We start from the raw sequence: 17,959 nt of genomic DNA, 5'->3' as shown, positions 1-17,959 counted from the left end.
GGAGACGTGACCGACCTGGCTGACCCTCCGCGCACCCGATCGCGGTCCGTCCACCTCCGGGTGCCGGGCGCCGTCGATGTCCGCGTGCTCCGGCGTTCCCTGGTCACGGTGGTCGTCGTGGCCCTGGCCACGGCGGCGCTGGTGGTCTACCAGCTGACCACCGGCGACTTCCCGCTGGAGCTGGAGCGGGTGTGGGCGACGTTGAGCGGCAGGGGCACGCTGGGCGAGGAGTTCATCGTCTACGACCTCCGCCTGCCGCGCATCCTCACCGCCGTGCTGGCCGGGGCGGCGTTCGGGGCGAGCGGCGCGGTCTACCAGAGCGTGACCCGCAACCCGCTCGGCAGCCCCGACATCATCGGCTTCACGTTCGGCGCGGCGTTCGGCGCGATCTTCGCGATCGTGATCCTCGACGGCTCGGGCTGGACCGTCACCGTCGGTGCGCTCGCCGGTGGCCTCGGCGTCGCGGTGCTCGTCTACGCACTGGCCTACCGCGGCGGTGGCGTCCAGGGCTACCGACTGATCCTCGTCGGCATCGGCGTGAGCGCGGTGCTCGCGTCGCTGATCTCCTACCTGATCCTCAAGGCCAACATCCTGGACGCCCAGGAGGCCTACGTCTGGCTGACGGGCAGCCTCAACAACCGTGGCTGGGACGACGTGCGGATCGGGGTGGTGGGACTGGCGCTGCTCGCGCCGGTCCTCGTGGCCCTGGGGCCCGGGCTGCGGATGACGGAGATGGGGGACGACGCCGCCCGGGCCCTCGGGGTCACCGTGGAGCGGCACCGCATCGCGGCCCTCGGTTTCGGCGCCGCGCTCTGCGCCGTGGCGGTGCTCTGCGCCGGCCCGGTCACGTTCGTGGCCCTGGCCGCGCCGCAGATCGCCCGCCGGCTCACCGGCTCGCCCACCGTGCAGGTGGTGCCGTCGCTCGTCGTCGGCGCCCTGCTGCTGCTCGCGAGCGACACCGCGGCACAGAAGCTCGTCCCCACCGCCGACCTGCCGGTCGGGATCATGACCCTCGGGCTGGGCGGCGCCTACCTGGCGTGGCTCATCGCGCGTGAAGGAAGGACCAGGATCGGATGACCACCCTCCCCGACCACCCCGACCACCCCGACCACCCCGACCACCCCGACCACCCCGACCACCCCGGACAGTCCCGGCCACCCCGGACGCACGAGGACGCGGTGCTCGTCGGCGACGGTCTGCACCTCAAGTACGAGTCGGTCGTCGTCGCCGAGGACCTGCACGTCCAGGTGCCGCGCGGCTCCCTCACGATGATCATCGGGCCCAACGGCTGCGGGAAGTCGACCCTGCTGAAGGCGCTGGCCCGGATGCTCAAGCCCGACCAGGGCACGGTGCTCCTCGACGGCTCCGACATCCACGGCGAGTCGACCAAGGCCGTCGCCCGCCGGCTCGGGCTGCTCCCGCAGAGCCCGGTCGCCCCGGACGGCATCGCCGTCGCCGACCTCGTCTCCCGCGGCCGGTACCCCTACCAGAAGCTGCTGCGCCAGTGGTCCCGCGACGACGAGCTCATCGTCAACGAGGCGATGGCCGCGACCGGCGTGAGCGAGTTCGCGCAGCGCGGCGTCGACGAGCTGTCCGGCGGGGAGCGGCAGCGGGTCTGGCTGGCGATGGTGCTGGCCCAGCAGACCGGCACCCTGTTGCTGGACGAACCCACGACGTACCTCGACCTCGCCCACCAGATCGACGTCCTGGAGCTGTGTCGCAGCGTCCGCGAGTCCCGGGACATGACGATCGTCGTCGTCATGCACGAGCTCAACCTGGCGGTCCGCTACGCCGACCACCTGATCGTCATGCGGGGCGGTCGGGTCCAGGCCGTGGGCGCCCCGGAGCACGTCGTGACCGAGGAGCTGATCGAGCGGACGTTCGGGCTGCCCTGCCGGATCATCCCCGACCCGGAGACCGGCAAGCCCATGATCGTGCCGCGCCTGCGGTCCGCGCTGCGAGGTGCCGGCGTCGAGGCCGAGGTCGGCGCCGGGCTGGCCGGGGCGAGCTGAGGCGGCCCCGTGCCCACCATCGACGTCAACGGCATCGCCACCTACTACGAGGTCCACGGCGCCGGCACCCCGGTCCTGCTGCTGCACGGCGGCTTCTGCTCGATCGAGACCCTGTCCGCGCAGGTCGCGCACCTGGCGCCGTCGTACGAGGTGCACGCCCCCGAGCGCCCGGGGCAGGGCCGCACCCCGGACCGGGACGGACCGATCACCTTCGAGGACATGGTGAGCGACACCCTCGGCTACCTCGACGCCGTCGGCGTCCGGGCCGCGCACGTGATCGGGTTCAGCGACGGCGCGATCACCGGCCTGCTGCTGGCCCGCGACCACGCCGACCGGGTGCTGTCGCTGGTCGCCATCAGCGGCAACCTCGACCCGACCGGCTTCGTGGAGGACGACGTGGAGCACGACTCCGGGCTGGACCCGGACCGGTTCAGCGAGGCCTACGACCGGCTGTCCCCGGACGGGCCCGAGCACCGCGAGGCGGTGCTGGAGAAGCTGATGGCGATGTGGACCACGCAGCCGCAGATCGCGGCCTCCTCGCTGTCCGCGATCACTGCGCCGACGCTGGTGCTGGCGGGCCAGCACGACTCGATCCGCACCGACCACACGGTCGCGATCGCCGACGCGATCCCGGGCGCGCAGCTCGCGATCGTGCCCGGCGCCGGGCACACCGTGATGGAGGAGCGGCCCGAGGTCGTGAACCTGCTCGTGGCGGAGTTCCTGTCGTCGCTCGGGGCCTGAGCCGATCGTGCTGGATGCCCTGGCCGAGGTCGTGCGGACCGGCCACCCCGCCGCGGCCGAGCGGCTGTGGGCGCTGGCGCGCGAGCACGGGACCCCGGTCGTCCGCATCGCCGCCGCAGACCCGCTGACCCACGAGGTGACCTACCTGTGGCGGAGCAGCGGACCCGACGTCACCGCGGTGCGGCTGCGCGGCGCGCCGGTCTGGCACGAGGACGACGAGGTGCTGCGCGACCCCGACGGGATCGCCGGCGCCGCCCGGCTGCACCACGTCGCCGGCACCGACGTGTGGTGGCGGACGTACCGGGCACGAGGGGACCTGCGGGCGACGTACTCCTTCGTCGAGCGGTGCCACGGGGAGGTGCGCGACCCGGCGCCGGACCCGTTCAACCCACGGCGCTGGCCGGCCGCGCCCTCCCCCTACCCGCCGCTGCCCGAGTTCGCCCGCGACAACGAAGGCACGTCGTACGTCGCGCTGCCGGATGCCGACCCGGACCTGCCGGCGGTGCACCAGGCCGCCGCGAGGGGGGCGCTGGCCCTGCACACGGTCACCAGCCGGGTGCTGGGGAACCGCCGCCGGGTGTGGGTGTGGACGCCGCCGGTCTCGGCCGACACCGAGGCGCTGCCGCTCCTGCTGCTCCACGACGGTTGGCACTGGACGCTGCCCGGTGCGTCGGTCGCGCAGCTGATGGACCACCTGGTGACGACCGGTGCCGTGCCCCCGATGGTCGTCATCGCGCAGGAGTCGCCACCAGGCGGCCGGGCCGAGCTCGCGTGCGACCCGGCATTCGTCGACTTCCTCACCGACGAGCTGCTGCCGTGGGCGCGTGATCGGTGGCCGGTCACCGCGCACGCCGAGCGCACCGCGATCGCCGGGCAGAGCCTCGGCGGGTTGAACGCCGCTTTCGCCGCGCACCGCCGACCCGACGTCTTCGGCGCCGTCGTCGCTCAGTCCGGGTCGTTCTGGTGGGCGCCCAGCACGCCGTACGGCCACGGTGCCGGGGACCTCATGCGGCAGTACGCCGAGGAGCCGCGCCCGTCCGTGCGGTTCGCGCTGAGCGTCGGCCTGCTCGAGGGGCGGATGGTCGGCCTCAGCAGGCACCTGCGGGACGTGCTGGTCGCCGGCGGCCACGACGTGTCGTACCGCGAGTTCCTGGGCGGGCACAGCTGGCTGTCGTGGGCGCCCGACCTCGCCCGCGCCCTGCCCGTGGTCACCGCCGGGTGGGCCCGCGCGACGGTGGGCGGCGCTCTTAAGTCTAGTGATTCAGTAGTGTCAATGTAATATCCGGGCATGCGCACCGGACCCTCCCGCCCCACCGTGGCGATCGTCGGCACCGGCGCCAGCGGCACGCTCACCGCGGTCCACATCGCCCGGACGGCACGCAGCCGGTCGACCGCCGTCGACCTGGTGCTGCTCGACCCGGCCGACCGGTGGGGACGGGGAGCCGCGTTCGGCACGCCGTACGACGAGCACCTGCTCAACGTCCCCGCCTCCGGCATGACCGCGTTCCCCGAGGAGCCGGGTCACTTCGTCGACTGGCGGGTCCGGCAGGCACCGGGTGCCGTCCCGGAGCCGAACGCCTTCGCGCCGCGGCGGGAGTACTCCCGCTACCTCGACGAGGTGCTGACCCGCGAGCTGGCCGCCGCGGGCGACCACGTCGCGGCGCGCCACCTGCGGTCGACCGCCACCGGCGTCGCCCGGTCGGGGGAGCGCTGGGCGGTCGGCACCCACGACGGCCGGCAGGTCGAGGTCGACGCCGTCGTCGTCGCCACCGGACTGCCCGAAATGGGCGCCCGGTGGGCGCCGGACGCGCTCGCGGGCTCGGCGTTCTTCGTCGCCGACCCGTGGGCGCCCGGGGCTCTCGAGGTGGTCCGGCGCGACCGGCGCGGGCCGGCGGACGTCCTCGTCGTCGGCACCGGCCTGACGATGGTCGACGTCGTGCTGTCCCTGTCCGGGCCCGGCAACCGCGCGGACCGGCGGCTGCTGGCGGTCTCGCGCAACGGGCGGCTGCCGCGGCGGCACCTGCCCGAGCCGGGACTGGCCGTGATTCCCGACATCGACGACTGGCCGCACGACCTCGACGGCATCCTCGAGCGCGGTCGGCAGCACCTGCTCGAGGTGCGCGCGACCACCGGCGACTGGCGGCCGGCCGTCGACGGCCTGCGGTTCCGGATGGCCGAGCTCTGGGCGCGGCTCGACGAGGACGCGCGCCACCGCTTCCTCGCGGGCACGGCCGGAGCGTGGGGCGTCCTGCGCCACCGGATGCCGCCCACCAGCGCGGTGCTCATCGACGCGCTGGCGACGACCGGACGGTTGCAGGTCGCGGCCGGCGAGGTCGCCGACGCCGAGCCGCTCCCCCGCGGCGGCCTCGCGGTCACGCTGGCCGACGGTACCCGTCACGAGGTCGGCTGGGTGGTCAACTGCACCGGCCCCGGCCACGACATCCGCCGGCTCAGCAACCCGCTGCTCGACGACCTGCTCCGCGACCGACCGGGAGGGGCCCTCGGCGAGGTGACCACCGCCGGCATGGGGTTCCGTACGACGGACGGCCGGCTGGCCGGCCGCGACCGCCGGTCGGCCGCGCCGGTCTGGGTGCTCGGCGCGCTGCGCCGCGGCGAGCTGTGGGAGACCACCGCCGTCCCCGAGATCCGGATCCAGGCGCGGGCCGTCGCGACGTCGGTCCTCGACGCCGTCGCTCCGCTCCCGCGGCGGCTCGAGGACGGCAGCCTGGTCGCCGGCCACCACCCGGTGGCGCGTCCGCGCGACCCGCTGGGCCTGCCGCTGTCGACGACCGCCGAAGCGGCGCAGGCGTTCAACGAGGGCCTCGAGCGGGTGCTGCGTCTGCAGTCCGGCGGCGAGGACCTGATCCGCCAGGCCACCGAGCTCGACCGCGACTTCGCCGTCGCCCACGCGGCGCTCGCGATGCTCGGCCACGAGTCGGGTGCCTCCTGCGACGTGACCACGTCCCTGGCCGCGGCCCGCGACGCGATCGGCCGCCGCGGCGACAGCCGCGAGGCCAGCTTCGTCGACGTCGTCGGCCGGCGGGTGGAGGAGCCACCCGCGCAGGGTGCCCGGGCGTTGATGGCCCACATCTCGTCGTACCCCCGCGACGTGCTGGCGGTCTCCGCCGCCGTCCCGACGATCGCGTTCTCCGGGGTCACCGACGTCCGCCAGGACGCGTGGCAGCTGGTCGAGGGGCTCGGCGCGACGTACGGCGACCACTGGTGGTACATCTCGCTGCTCGCGTTCACCCGCCAGGACCAGGGCCGGTTCGAGGAGGCCGGGCTACTGGCGGAGAGCGCGCTGTCGTGCGAGCCGTCGTCCGGCCACGCCGTGCACGCGCAGACCCACGTGCTCTACGAGACCGGTCAGCACGACCTCGGCCGCACCTGGCTCGACCACTGGGTCGCGGCGAGCGGCCGCGCGGCGAGCCACCGCGCCCACTTCTCCTGGCACGCGGCCTTGCACGAGCTCGCGCTCGGCGACATCGAGGCCGTGCGCCGCCGCTACTACTCCCAGCTCGCCCCGCCCACCGTGACCGGAGTCCGCTCGCTCGTCGACTCCGCGTCGCTGCTGTGGCGCTGGCGGCTCTGCGTCGCCGACTGGGACCCGGCCGCCACCGCTGCCGGCGCCGGTCCCACCTTCACCGGCGAGGGCTCGGTGCCGCCGGTCGGCCCGATCCTCGACTCGCTCGACAGCAGCCTGCTGGAACGGCCGCAGACACCGCTCATCGCGCTGCACGCCGCGGTCGCCCTCGCCGCCGACGGCCGCGCCCACGGCCTGGCCGGCCTCCAGGCCTACTGCCGCGCTTCCGACGACCCTCGGCTGCAGACGGTCGTCGCTCCGGTGACCGAGGCGTTCTTGCTGATGGAGGCGAGGGACTGGGACGGCGCCGCCCGCCTGCTCACCGAGGTCCAGCCACAGCTCGACACCGTCGGCGGCTCGGCGGCCCAGCGGGAGATCGTCGAGGAGGCGCTGCTGTTCTGCCTCGTCAGCAGCGGTGACACGACCGGCACCGCGAGCATCCTCGACAGCCGGATCCACCGGCGTCCCTCGCCGCTCGACCGGCGGCGGCGCGACGCGCTGCAGCACGTCGCCTTCACCAGCGACCTCGCCTGAGTCGCCCGAGTCGCCCGAGTCGCCTGAGGCGCCCGAGGCGCCCGAGGTGCCCGGTCGGGCTTGCCCGACCGACGAAGGTGGAGGCATGACGACGACCGAGAGCCAGCAGATCCGCCTGTCCTCCTACCCGGAGGGCATGCCGACGCACGACGACTTCGAGACCGTCGCCGTCGAGCTCCCCGACCCGGGCGAGGGCGAGGTGCTGCTCCGCACGATCTACCTGTCGCTCGATCCCTACATGCGCGGGCGGATGAGCACCGCGAAGTCCTACGCGGCACCGCTCGAGCTCGGTGACGTCGTGGTCGGCCAGACCGTCTGCGAGGTCGTCGCCAGCGCGTCGGACCGACGATCCGTCGGCGACATCGTGCTGGCCTACACGGGGTGGCAGACGCACGCCGTCGTCGACGCGCGCCACACCCGCCGCCTCGACCCGGCCGACGCGCCGATCTCGACCGCGCTCGGCGTGCTCGGCATGCCGGGCTTCACCGCCTACGCAGGTCTGCTCGAGATCGGCCGTCCGCAGCCCGGCGAGACCGTGGTCGTCGCGGCAGCCGCGGGACCCGTCGGCTCGGCCGTCGGCCAGATCGCCAGGATCAAGGGCGCCCGGGCCGTCGGGATCGCCGGCGGACCGGAGAAGTGCGAGCTCCTGCGCCGCTTCGGGTTCGACGCCGCGATCGACCACCGGTCCCCGTCGTTCGCCGACGACCTCGCGGCGGCCACGCCGGACGGCGTGGACGTCTACTTCGAGAACGTCGGCGGCCCGGTCGCCGCCGCCGTCGTCAAGCGGCTCAACAAGTTCGCGCGGATCCCGGTCTGCGGACTGGTGGCCGACTACAACGCGACCGCGGCACCGACCGGCATCGACCGGCTGCCCGGCTTCATGCGGCGGGTCCTGTCGTCCAGCCTCACCGTCCGGGGCTTCATCCAGGACGAGTTCCGACCGACCCACGAGGCCGCGTTCCACGAGGAGATGCCGCGCTGGGTGCGGGACGGGGCGGTGCAGTACGTCGAGGACGTCGTCGACGGGCTCGAGAACGCGATCGACGCGTTCCAGGGCCTGTTGACCGGGAAGAACCTCGGGAAGCTCCTCGTCCGCGTCGGCGAGGTCCCCACCACCTAGCCGCGGTCGTCGGCGAGGGCGTTCTCGGCGGCCTCCGTGATCACCTCGGCGACGACGCCCGGCTGGGTCAGGTAGAGCGCGTGGCTCGCCGCGACTGTCGTGATCTTCGCGCCCGCCCGCTGGGCCATGTGCTGCAGCATCGCCTGGTCGAAGGACTTGTCGTCGGTGGCGATCACTGCCCAGCTCGGCCGCTCGTGCCACGCGGCAGCGGTGACGGGCGTGTCGAAGACGGACATGTCGATGGGGACCTGCGAGTCGCGGAGGAAGGCGGCGTCCGCGTCGCTGGCATCGGCCGCGAAGCCGTCCTTGAACTTCTCGGCGCTGAGGAAGCCGAACCCGTCGTCGCCGACCTCGATGACGAAGTCGGGAGTCGGCGCGAAACCGTCGTACTGCTGCCCCGTGGTCTCGCCCGTGTCGGGCGCGAGCGCCGAGACGTAGACGAGTCCCGCCACGTTGGGGTGGAGACCGGCCTCGGTGATGACCGTGCCGCCCCACGAGTGACCGACGAGGACGGTCGGGCCGTCCTGTCGATCCAGGACCCGGACGGTGGCGGCGACGTCGTCGGCCAGCGAGGTCAGCGGATTCTGCACGATGCTCACGCGGTAGCCGCGCGCCGTCAGCTGGTCGTAGACGCCCCGCCAGCCGCCGCCGTCGGCGAAGGCTCCGTGCACCAGCACGATGTTGCGGACTCTCAGGTCGGTGTTCGTCATCTTCGACTCCTTCGTCAGGTCCCGGGTCAGCGACCCGCGATGTGGGGATGGAGTCGGCAATATATTGCATATAGCATCTTGCCTGCAAGAGCCGAATTGCCCGGCTTGACGAGATCGTCGATCGGGTGTGCAATATATTGCATGCCGATTCCTGACCGCCGCGTGCCGATCGACCGCCGACTGCTCCGCGAGGAGGTGTTCGGCCAGCTGCGCGACGCGATCGTCGACGGGACCCTCGCCCCGGGGGAACAGCTCAAGGACCTCGAGCTGGCGGACTGGCTCGGCGTCAGCCGGACGCCCGTCCGGGAAGCGCTGCTGAGGCTGGCGGAAGCCGGCCTGGTCGTCGCGACACCCGGCCGCTCGACCGTGGTCAGCAGCGTCGACCTGCGCGCCGTGCGCGAGGCCCGCGACGTCGTCGCCGCCCTGCACTCACTCGCCCTCCGCGAGGCGATCGACCGGCTGACCCGTGCGGACCTGCAGCGCATGCGCGAGGCCAACCGACGGTTCAAGCAGGCCCTGCGCGACGGCGACGTCGAGTCCGCACTCCGTGCCGACGACGACCTGCACGGGGTCCCGGTCGTCGTTGCCGGCAACACCGCCCTCACCTCGGTCCTCGAGCAGTTCACCCCCGTGCTGCGCCGTGCCGAGCGGCTGCGCTTCTCGACCCTGGACGGCCGGGCCTCCGTACGGCGTCACGACGACCTGATCCGGCTCTGCGAGGCCGGCGACGTCGACGAGGCGGCAGCCGTCGCCTTCGACACCTGGCACTCGCTTCCGGCGACCGACGCCGGCGACACCGACGACGCCACGACAACCGAGGACTGACCATGGCCATCAGCGACTTCGACCGCTACCCGCTCACCTTCGGCCCCAGTCCGGTGCACCCGCTGCCCCGGCTCACCGAGCACCTCGGCGGGGCGCAGCTCTGGATGAAGCGGGAGGACTGCAGCTCGGGCCTCGCGTACGGCGGCAACAAGACCCGCAAGCTCGAGTACATCGTCCCGGACGTGATCGCGCAGGGCGCGGACACCTTGGTGTCGATCGGTGGCTACCAGTCCAACCACACCCGCCAGGTCGCGGCGGTCGCCGCCAAGCTCGGGCTCCGGGCGGTGCTCGTGCAGGAGAAGTGGGTCGACTGGCCCGACCCGGTCAACGACCGCGTCGGCAACATCCTGCTGAGCCGGGTCATGGGCGCCGAGGTCCGGCTCGACCCCGCCGGGTTCGGCATCGGGTTCAAGGACTCGTGGAAGCAGGCGCTGGCCGACGTGGAGGCTGCCGGCGGGACGCCGTACGCGATCCCGGCAGGGGCCTCCGACCACCGCCTCGGCGGCCTCGGCTTCGCCAACTGGGCCTACGAGGTGGCAGAGCAGGAGCGAGAGCTGGGCGTCTTCTTCGACACGATCGTGGTCTGCTCTGTGACGGGCTCCACGCACGCCGGGATGATCGCCGGCTTCGCCGCGCTGGAGGACGCCGGCGGCCGCCCGCGCCGCGTGCTCGGCATCGATGCCAGCGCCAAGATCGCCGAGACCACCGAGCAGGTCGAGCGGATCGCACGCAACACGGCGGAGCTCATCGGGCTCGAGCGGCCGCTGCGCGACGACGAGGTGACGGTGCTCGAGGGGTGGGCAGGAGACCTCTACGGCATCCCGGTCGACTCGACGCTCGACGCGATCCGCCTCACCGGCCAGCTCGAGGGCGTCATCCTCGACCCGGTCTACGAGGGCAAGTCCATGGCCGGCCTCGTCGACCTCGTCACGCGCGGCGACATCTCCAAGGACTCCACCGTCCTCTACGCACACCTCGGCGGGCAGCCGGCACTCAACGCCTACAGCGCGCTGTTCACCCACACCCAGCGGCTGGAGACCTGATGACGGCCCTGCCCGTCGACGACCGCGCCGCGACGCTCGATGACGTCGCGCGACGCGTCCTCTGGCTCTCGACCCGCATCGTCGACGCGGCCAACCGGGAGCGCGAGACCGCCGACGGGGTGAAGGTCGGAGGCCACCAGGCCTCCAGCGCCTCGCTCGTGAGCGCGATGACCGCGCTCTGGTTCGCGCACCTCGGGCCGCACGACCGGGTCAGCGTCAAGCCGCACGCGAGCCCGGTCTTCCACGCCATCCAGTACCTGCTGGGCAATCTCGACCGTTCCTACCTCACGCGGCTGCGGGAGTACGGCGGGCTGCAGTCCTACCCGAGCCGCACCAAGGACCCCGACGGCGTCGACTTCTCCACCGGGTCGGTCGGCCTGGGCGCGGCTGCACCGCTGTTCGCCGCGGTCGCACGTCGCTACGTCGACGCGCACTTCGGCGAGCGCCCCGCCTCGCGCTTCATCGCACTGATGGGCGACGCCGAGCTGGACGAGGGCAACGTCTGGGAGGCCGTCGCCGACGACGCCACGACCGGGCTCGGCAACGTCATGTGGGTCGTCGACTTCAACCGGCAGTCACTGGACCGGGTCATCCCCGGCGTCCGGATCAAGCAGTGGCGTGCCCAGTTCGAGGCGGCGGGCTGGCACGTCGTCGAGGTGAAGTACGGTCCCCGGCTCGGGGCGGCCGCACAGGAGTGTCCCGAGATCCTTCGCTGGATCGACGACATGCCCAACGAGCGCTACCAGTCCCTGTTCGGACTTCCCCACGACGAGCTGCGCACGGCGTTCCTCCGCGGGGCGCCCGACTCCGTCGCGGACCATCTGCGCGGGCGCGACGACGCTGACGTCGCCCGCCTGGTCACCGACCTCGGTGGGCACGACATGACAGCGGTGCTCGACGCGTACGCCCAGTGCGACGCGGTGACCGACCGACCCAGCGTGGTCTTCGCCTACACGGTGAAGGGCTGGGGGCTGCCGATCGCCGGCGACCCGCGCAACCACTCGGCGCTCCTCACCGGCGACCAGGTGGATGCGCTCCGCGCCGGCCTGGGGCTGACAGCGCAGGACGAGTGGGACCGGCTCGACCCGGCGACGCCTGCAGGTCGGCTGGCGGAGGAGCGCGCCGCCGTCCTGGCGCGCCCGGGTCGTCCCCCGGCTCCGGCCGTCGACGTCCCGACCGCCACCGGGTTCCGCTCCGGCAAGCCGATCTCGACGCAGGAGGCGTTCGGTCGCGTGCTCGTGAACCTCTCCCGGGACGAGCAGGTCGCGCCGCTCCTCGTGACCACTGCGCCGGACGTCGCGACGTCGACCAACCTGGCCGGCTTCATCAACCGCACCGGCGTTTTCACCGCCGAGGACCGGCCCCGGTGGTCCCAGGACTCTGCGGTGAAGTGGCACGAGGGCCCGGCCGGACAGCACATCGAGCTCGGCATCTCGGAGATGAACCTGTTCCTGCTGCTGGGCCAGCTGGGTCTCACGTGGGACCTCTCCGACCAGCCGCTGCTCCCCGTCGGCACCCTGTACGACCCCTTCGTGCTGCGCGGGCTCGACGCGTTCCTCTACTCGGTCTACTCCGGCGCGCGGTTCGTCGTCGCCGGGACGCCGTCCGGCATCACGCTCGCGCCCGAGGGCGGCGCGCATCAGTCGACGCTCACCGCCTCGGTCGGCATCGAGCTTCCGCACGTCACCCTCCTCGAGCCGGCGTACGGCGTCGCGCTGGACTGGCTGCTGTGCGACGCGCTCCGGCGGGTGGCCGCGGCCGAGGAGGGCTCGTACTACTTCCGCCTCACCACCCGGCCGCTCGACCAGCAGCCGTTCGAGGCGGCGAGGAGACGACTCGGTGACGCGCTGCTGCGCCGCCAGGTCGTCTCGGGCGCCTACCGGTTGCACGAGGCCGAGCCCGGCGACGGCCCGACCGTCCAGATCGCCGCCTGCGGCGCGCTCGTGCCTGAGGCACTGGCCGCAGCGGCCGAGCTCGCGGAGGAGGGGGTGCGGGCCCACGTCGTCGACGTGACCTCGGCCGACCGGCTGTACGCCGCTTGGCAGCGGACGCTGCGGCAGGGCATCCGCACGGCGACGACGCCGTCACAGGCCGGCACGTTGGTCCAGGCGTTCGCCCCCGGGGTCCCGGTCGTGACCGTGCACGACGCGGCCTCACACGCGCTGTCCTGGCTGGGATCGGCCCTCGGCGTGCCCTGCGTCCCGCTCGGCGTCGACGCCTTCGGCCAGTCCGGCTCCGTCGGGGACCTCTACCGGGTCCACGACCTCGAGCCCGGGGCGGTCGTCAACGGCGCGCTGGCCGCACTGGCCCTGCAGGTGTCGTGAGCGGAGGGACAGCCGTCGGAACGACAGGAGCACCCCCGACCGGATTCGAACCGGCGCTACCGCCGTGAAAGGGCGGGGTCCTGGGCCGCTAGACGACGGGGGCCCGCCGCGTCGGACCAGGCCGGCGCAGCGCGGACAGCATAGTCGCGGGGATACCCGCGGGACCTAACGGGCGTCGAGGAGCGGCTCGAGGTAGAGCCACTTCCAGGAGTCCTCGCCCAGCGAGGGCATGGCCACCTCGGCTCGGCGGGACGTGGTGGCCGGGGCACCCCAGGCGACCTCGCCGGTCGCGACGTCGAACGAGCCGAGCACGTCCTCGGAGTCGTCCGGGACACCGTCGAGGTCGGGCGTGACGCGCGGCAGGTTCTGGGCGCCGCGCGGGGTGCTCTTGGTCGGCGGCTCGGTGCACTTCACGTCGAGCGGGAGGTCGCGGTCCTCGACGTTGGAGGGGCTGCGCTTCTCGGTAACCTCGTAGCCGCCGCGGCAGGGCGTCGTCGTACCCAGGGCGAGACCGATGTGGGACTCGTACTGCCCGTTGGTGGAGTTCTTCGCGATGACGGTGAACGAGCCCTCGAGGAGCATCGGGTACCAGATGAAGATGTGGCGGAGGCCGTCGATGTTGGACACCACCACCTCGCCGGTGGTGATGACGTTGCGGAGCAGGTCGGAGACCTCGGCCTCGTTCTGCTCCAGGAAGGTCCGCAGCTGGTTGGCGGTGAAGGAGCCGCTGTCGATGACCTTGCGCAGGTCCTCGTCCGCGCCGGCCAGCGAGGTGGAGAAGGTGCGGAGCTCGCGCGCGAAGGTGCGCAGGGAGCTCTGGGTGTCGATCTGACCCTTCAGGACGGTGTTGGCGTCCTCGATCAGCGCGGTGGTGACCTCGAAGTTGGCGTCGGCCGTCTCGATGAAGGAGTTCCCGGTGTCGATGATCCGCTGGAGGTCCTCGCCGGTGCCCGCGAACGCCGTACCCAGCTCGTCGACGGTGGTCCGCAGCGCGTCCTGGTCGACGCTGCCGACCGTGCGGGCGAGGTCGGCCAGCAGCTTCTCGGTCGCGATCGGGGTCGCGACGTCGGTGATCTCCGAGCCGTCCTCGAGGTAAGGGCCGTCGTCGACCTGCGGCTGGAGCTCGACGTACTGCTCGCCGACCGCGGACCGGTTGCCGACCAGCGCCCGGGTGTCGGCGGGGATCTTGTCCCACTCGTCGTCGATCTCGAGGTGGACGTCGACGCCGTCGCGGGTGAGCTCGAGCTTGCTGACCTTGCCGATGCCCACGCCCCGGTAGGTCACCTCGCCGCCGGCGAAGATGCCGCCGGACTCGGGGTAGTGCGCCACGACCGTGTAGCTCTGGTCCCAGATCATCCGGTCGAGCTCCGCGTAGCGGGCCCCCGTGTAGGTGACGCCGAGCAACGTGATCACTGCGAAGACCAGCAGCTGGACCTTGGTTCGACGGGTGATCACGAGGGTAAAGCCTCCCACGAGGTCGCTTGACCCACATCGTGGGGACCGTCACGTTGCCGGCGTACGCCGCCGCTTTCGTCGGACGGCTGCACCTCCGGTATGGTGTGCCACTGCTCGGGCAGGTAGCTCAGTTGGTACGAGCGTCCGCCTGAAAAGTGGAAGGTCGGCGGTTCGACCCCGCCCCTGCCCACCGAGTGCAGTCCCCCGGAGGTCCGCCTCCGGGGGATCCTGCATTTCAGCCCGGGTACCGGGCCGGGCGATGCAGACCTTCCTCCCCTACCCCGACTTCGAGCGGTCCGCCCGCGCCCTGGACGCCAAGCGCCTCGGCAAGCAGCGGGTCGAGACGCTCCAGGTCGTCCGCGCCCTGACCCGCCCCGACTACGGCTGGGCGAACCACCCGGCGACGTTGATGTGGAAGGGGTTCGAGGAGGCGCTCGGTCGCTACGGCTTCGTCTGCTGCGCGGTCTGGTGCGAGCTCGGCTTCGGCGACACCTGCGCTGCGACCATGACCGACGACCTGCGGGCCGCCGGAATCGGCAGCGTGCGGACGCAGGAGGAGCTCGCCGCTGCGGGGGCGCTCCCGCCCTGGCTCGGCGACCCCGACCTGCACCGCAGCCACCAGTCCGCGCTCGTCCGCAAGGATCCCGGCCACTACGGCCCGCTCTTCCCCGGCGTCCCGGACGACCTCCCGTACGTGTGGCCGGTGCGCTCGGAGGCAGCCGTCGCCGCCGAGCTGAAGAAGGCGGAGAACGCCGAGCGGCGTCGGGTGCGCGCACTCGAGCGGCGGGCCGAGGAGATCGAGCGCCAGCGGCGCCGGCGCAGCCGGGCGGCCAAGAAGGCCTGGGCGACCCGGCGGCGCAACGCCGCGGGCTCCTAGCCGCACCGGCTAGGCGGGACCGCCGCCGGGGGCGACCACGCCGTGGTCCGCGTCGTACGTCGTGCCGGTGAGCTTTGCCTTCGCGAAGCTGATCAACGAGGCGACCTTGCCGCCCGGGGTGTCCCAGTACTCGCCGCGCTCGATGTCGACGCGGACCAGGGTGGCGTTGGGGTCCTCCGGGCCCTCGGGCATCCACGCCTCGGCGAAGGTGTTCCAGAGCTCCTCGAGCTTCGGCTGGTCGTCGACGACCCGGGCGGTGCCGGTCAACGAGACCCAGGCGTCGCGCGAGCTGAAGGTGACCACCGCCCGGGGGTTCTCCTCCAGCGCGCTCACGTGCTGGGTGTCGCGTGCGGTGATGAACCACATCTCCGCGCCGGGGGCCACCTGCTGCCGCGCCATGGGCACGGCGCGCGGTCCGTCGGGACCGAACGTGGTGAACATGCCGATCGGCATGTCCTCCATCACCTCGGTGAGCTTCTGCAGGTCCGGGTCCTGGGTCATCCGGCACTCCTGTCGTCTGGGGACGTCGACTTCGTGAGGAAGGGCGTTACCCGCTGCCCCACGGCTCACCCGACCGGTCCCGGCAGGCGTTTCCTGCTGCGGCACCTGCTGCAACTTCGCTGACGCGGGACCGGCGGTTCGCCCACAATGTCCGCGTGCCCGACCAAAGAGCCTTCCTCGGACCTGCCCTCGCCCTGCTGCTCGCGCTGAGCGTCGCCGGCTGCACCGGTGACGACGGCGGCGGCGGTGGCGGCGCCGCCGGTGCGGAGGACGTCGTCGAGACAGTCGTCGAGGCCCGCACCACCGGCGACTGCGACGGCTACGAGGACTACTTCGTCGACGGAGACCCCGTCGGCTCCTGCGAGGAGGGCGACGTCGACCCGGTGGTCGGCGGCGGCCCGGAGGTCCGCGAGGCCGAGGTCGAGGGCGACAGCGCCACCGTGGAGGTCGTCGACCACTACGACTGCTCGAGCTGGGACGAGGACGACGTGGAGTACGTCGACGTCTACTCGCTCGTCGAGGAGGACGGCGAGTGGCTGGTCGAGGACATCGAGTTCTCCGAGACGACGAGCGACGACTGCTTCACCTGAGCCGCGGGCCTCAGTCGCCGCCAGCCTCGGGCAGGTCACCCTCCATCTCGTCGCTGGGCGCCCCCTCCTCGGCGGTCTCCGGCGGCCCCTCGGTCTGCGCCTCGGGCTCGTCGGTGGCGGCCATGATCGAGCTGATCTCCTCGGCGTCGACGTCGGACGGGTAGCCCCAGCCCGGCTCGTAGCCGTAGACCTCGTCGAGCAACCGGCCGTCGGCGAGGTTGTCCACCACCTCCACCGCCCGCGGGCCGATGAGGGCCGGGTGCGGCACGCCGCAGGTCTCGGAGACCTTGAGCAGGTCGCGGCGCAGCGAGCGCACGTAGTTGGCGACCCGCTCGCCCTTCGCGACCGGGTCGAGGCCACGGACCAGCCACGGGTGCTGGGTGGCGACGCCGGTCGGGCAGCCGCCGGTGTGGCACTTCTGGGCCTGGATGCAGCCGACGGCGAGCATCGCCTCGCGGCCGACGTTGACCATGTCGGCCCCGAGTGCGAACGCGACGATCGCGTTGTCCGGCAGGCCGAGCTTGCCGGCCCCGATGAACGTGACGTCCTCGTGGAGCCCGCGACGCGCGAACTCGGCGTACACCCGCGCGAAGCCGAGGCGGAACGGCAGCGACACCGCGTCGGTGAAGATCAGCGGCGAGGCTCCCGTGCCACCCTCGCCGCCGTCGATCGTGACGAAGTCGACCCCGCGGTCGGTGGTCGCCATCAGCTCGGTCAGCCGCTCCCAGAAGCCCATGTCGCCGACCGCGGACTTGATCCCGACCGGCAGCCCGGTCTCCGCCGCGAGCAGCTCGACGAAGTCCAGCAGTCCGTCGGCGTCGTCGAAGACGGCGTGCCGGGACGGGCTGAGCACGTCCTTGCCGAGCGGCACGCCGCGGGTCTCCGCGATCTCCTCGGACACCTTGGCGGCCGGCAGCACGCCCCCGAGGCCGGGCTTCGCGCCCTGGCTGAGCTTGATCTCCAGCGCCCGCACGGGTGCGCTCGCGATCGTCTCCTTCAGCCGCGGGAGGCTGAACCGGCCCTCCTCGTCGCGGCAGCCGAAGTACGCCGTACCGATCTGGAAGATCAGGTCCCCGCCCCGGCGGTGGTACGGCGACACCGCACCCTCGCCGGTGTTGTGGAGGCAGCCGACCTCGGCCGCGCCCCGGTTCAGTGCCTCGATCGCGCGGCCGGACAGCGAGCCGAAGCTCATCGCCGAGATGTTGACGACCGAACCCGGACGGAACGCGTGCCGCCGCCCGCGCGGACCGCCCAGCACCTTCGCCGACGGGAGCCGGGCCTGCTGGCCGACCGCGCCGTGGGTGGGGTACTCGTTGCCGAACGTGCGGTGGTGGACGATCACGTTGCCGGCGGAGTGCTCGAAGTCGTTGTCGGTGCCGAACCCGAAGTAGTTGTTCTGGAGCTTCGACGAGGCGTAGACCCACCGCCGCTGGTCCCGGCTGAACGGCCGCTCCTCGTCGTTGCTCGCGACGATGTACTGCCGCAGCTCCGGGCCGATCGCCTCGAGGAGGAAGCGGGCGTGCCCGAGCACCGGGAAGTTCCGCAGGATCGCGTGGTCGCGCTGGGTCAGGTCGCGGGCCGCGACGGCCCCGATCGCGGCCAACGGGGCGAGCAACAGGGACTTCTTCTTCATCGTGCGGCGGT

15 protein-coding genes and 2 tRNA genes are annotated in these 17,959 nt (G+C 72.7%); 12 read left to right on the top strand and 5 right to left on the bottom strand.

The window, feature by feature from the left end; translation table 11 throughout:
- The first annotated feature begins 6 nt into the window (after positions 1 to 6).
- The 6 genes from DJ010_RS20060 (at position 7) to curA (ending at position 7,990) form a co-directional block, all read left to right on the top strand.
- On the top strand, positions 7 to 1,077 hold the full coding sequence (locus DJ010_RS20060) for a FecCD family ABC transporter permease (protein ID WP_109697111.1): 1,071 nt from the start codon (positions 7 to 9) through the stop codon (positions 1,075 to 1,077).
- Complete coding sequence (locus DJ010_RS20055) at positions 1,074 to 2,012, top strand: ABC transporter ATP-binding protein (RefSeq protein WP_109697109.1); 939 nt, start codon at positions 1,074 to 1,076, stop codon at positions 2,010 to 2,012. Before DJ010_RS20060 ends, DJ010_RS20055 begins: the two co-directional genes overlap by 4 nt.
- A 9-nt stretch (positions 2,013 to 2,021) precedes the next feature.
- On the top strand, positions 2,022 to 2,753 hold the full coding sequence (locus DJ010_RS20050) for an alpha/beta fold hydrolase (RefSeq protein WP_211318894.1): 732 nt from the start codon (positions 2,022 to 2,024) through the stop codon (positions 2,751 to 2,753).
- A gap of 7 nt (positions 2,754 to 2,760) precedes the next feature.
- Complete coding sequence (locus DJ010_RS20045) at positions 2,761 to 4,032, top strand: alpha/beta hydrolase (RefSeq protein ID WP_109697107.1); 1,272 nt, start codon at positions 2,761 to 2,763, stop codon at positions 4,030 to 4,032.
- A 9-nt stretch (positions 4,033 to 4,041) separates the two neighbouring features.
- A complete protein-coding gene (locus tag DJ010_RS20040) occupies positions 4,042 to 6,870 on the top strand; it encodes an FAD/NAD(P)-binding protein (RefSeq protein ID WP_211318893.1) in 2,829 nt (942 codons plus the stop codon).
- An 85-nt stretch (positions 6,871 to 6,955) separates the two neighbouring features.
- Complete coding sequence (curA, locus tag DJ010_RS20035) at positions 6,956 to 7,990, top strand: NADPH-dependent curcumin/dihydrocurcumin reductase (protein WP_109697105.1); 1,035 nt, start codon at positions 6,956 to 6,958, stop codon at positions 7,988 to 7,990.
- On the opposite strand, the gene DJ010_RS20030 is transcribed toward curA, so the two are convergent.
- Positions 7,987 to 8,700 (bottom strand): alpha/beta fold hydrolase, encoded by a 714-nt coding sequence (locus DJ010_RS20030; protein WP_109697104.1) that lies wholly within the window; start codon positions 8,698 to 8,700, stop codon positions 7,987 to 7,989. The two genes, curA and DJ010_RS20030, sit on opposite strands and share 4 nt — an antisense overlap.
- Positions 8,701 to 8,841: 141 nt before the next feature.
- On the opposite strand from DJ010_RS20030, the gene DJ010_RS20025 reads away from it, so the two are divergent.
- Genes DJ010_RS20025 through DJ010_RS20015 form a run of 3 tightly spaced genes read left to right on the top strand, consistent with a single transcriptional unit; the run spans position 8,842 to position 12,892 of the window.
- A complete protein-coding gene (locus DJ010_RS20025) occupies positions 8,842 to 9,525 on the top strand; it encodes a GntR family transcriptional regulator (protein WP_109697102.1) in 684 nt (227 codons plus the stop codon).
- 2 nt (positions 9,526 to 9,527) lie between these two features.
- Positions 9,528 to 10,568 (top strand): 1-aminocyclopropane-1-carboxylate deaminase, encoded by a 1,041-nt coding sequence (locus tag DJ010_RS20020; RefSeq protein WP_109697100.1) that lies wholly within the window; start codon positions 9,528 to 9,530, stop codon positions 10,566 to 10,568.
- Positions 10,568 to 12,892: a thiamine pyrophosphate-binding protein gene (locus DJ010_RS20015; RefSeq protein ID WP_109697098.1), complete on the top strand. Its 2,325-nt coding sequence runs from the start codon at positions 10,568 to 10,570 to the stop codon at positions 12,890 to 12,892. Before DJ010_RS20020 ends, DJ010_RS20015 begins: the two co-directional genes overlap by 1 nt.
- Positions 12,893 to 12,922: 30 nt before the next feature.
- Here DJ010_RS20015 and DJ010_RS20010 read toward each other — a convergent pair.
- Positions 12,923 to 12,995, bottom strand: a tRNA-Glu gene (locus DJ010_RS20010).
- Between the two features lie 62 nt (positions 12,996 to 13,057).
- The gene (locus tag DJ010_RS20005; protein ID WP_109697095.1) at positions 13,058 to 14,347 is read right to left on the bottom strand and encodes an MlaD family protein; all 1,290 of its coding nucleotides are present in this window, start codon (positions 14,345 to 14,347) and stop codon (positions 13,058 to 13,060) included.
- A gap of 116 nt (positions 14,348 to 14,463) precedes the next feature.
- Here DJ010_RS20005 and DJ010_RS20000 point away from each other — a divergent pair.
- A tRNA-Phe gene (locus DJ010_RS20000) sits at positions 14,464 to 14,537 on the top strand.
- A 69-nt stretch (positions 14,538 to 14,606) separates the two neighbouring features.
- Positions 14,607 to 15,224: an MSMEG_6728 family protein gene (locus DJ010_RS19995; RefSeq protein ID WP_170124671.1), complete on the top strand. Its 618-nt coding sequence runs from the start codon at positions 14,607 to 14,609 to the stop codon at positions 15,222 to 15,224.
- A 9-nt stretch (positions 15,225 to 15,233) separates the two neighbouring features.
- Here the strand turns inward: DJ010_RS19995 and DJ010_RS19990 are convergent, their stop codons facing one another.
- Complete coding sequence (locus DJ010_RS19990; protein WP_109697093.1) at positions 15,234 to 15,725, bottom strand: pyridoxamine 5'-phosphate oxidase family protein; 492 nt, start codon at positions 15,723 to 15,725, stop codon at positions 15,234 to 15,236.
- 155 nt (positions 15,726 to 15,880) lie between these two features.
- Between DJ010_RS19990 and DJ010_RS19985 the strand changes: the two genes are divergently transcribed.
- Complete coding sequence (locus tag DJ010_RS19985; RefSeq protein ID WP_109697091.1) at positions 15,881 to 16,315, top strand: hypothetical protein; 435 nt, start codon at positions 15,881 to 15,883, stop codon at positions 16,313 to 16,315.
- Positions 16,316 to 16,325: 10 nt separating this feature from the next.
- Here the strand turns inward: DJ010_RS19985 and DJ010_RS19980 are convergent, their stop codons facing one another.
- On the bottom strand, positions 16,326 to 17,948 hold the full coding sequence (locus DJ010_RS19980) for an FMN-binding glutamate synthase family protein (protein ID WP_109697235.1): 1,623 nt from the start codon (positions 17,946 to 17,948) through the stop codon (positions 16,326 to 16,328).
- Between the last annotated feature and the right edge of the window lie 11 nt (positions 17,949 to 17,959).

It is taken from the genome of Nocardioides silvaticus (genome assembly GCF_003160695.1).
GTDB classification, from domain to species: domain Bacteria; phylum Actinomycetota; class Actinomycetes; order Propionibacteriales; family Nocardioidaceae; genus Nocardioides; species Nocardioides silvaticus.
The sequence above is the reverse complement of the archived record's forward strand: the minus strand, read 5'-3'. Positions and strand labels throughout refer to the sequence as shown.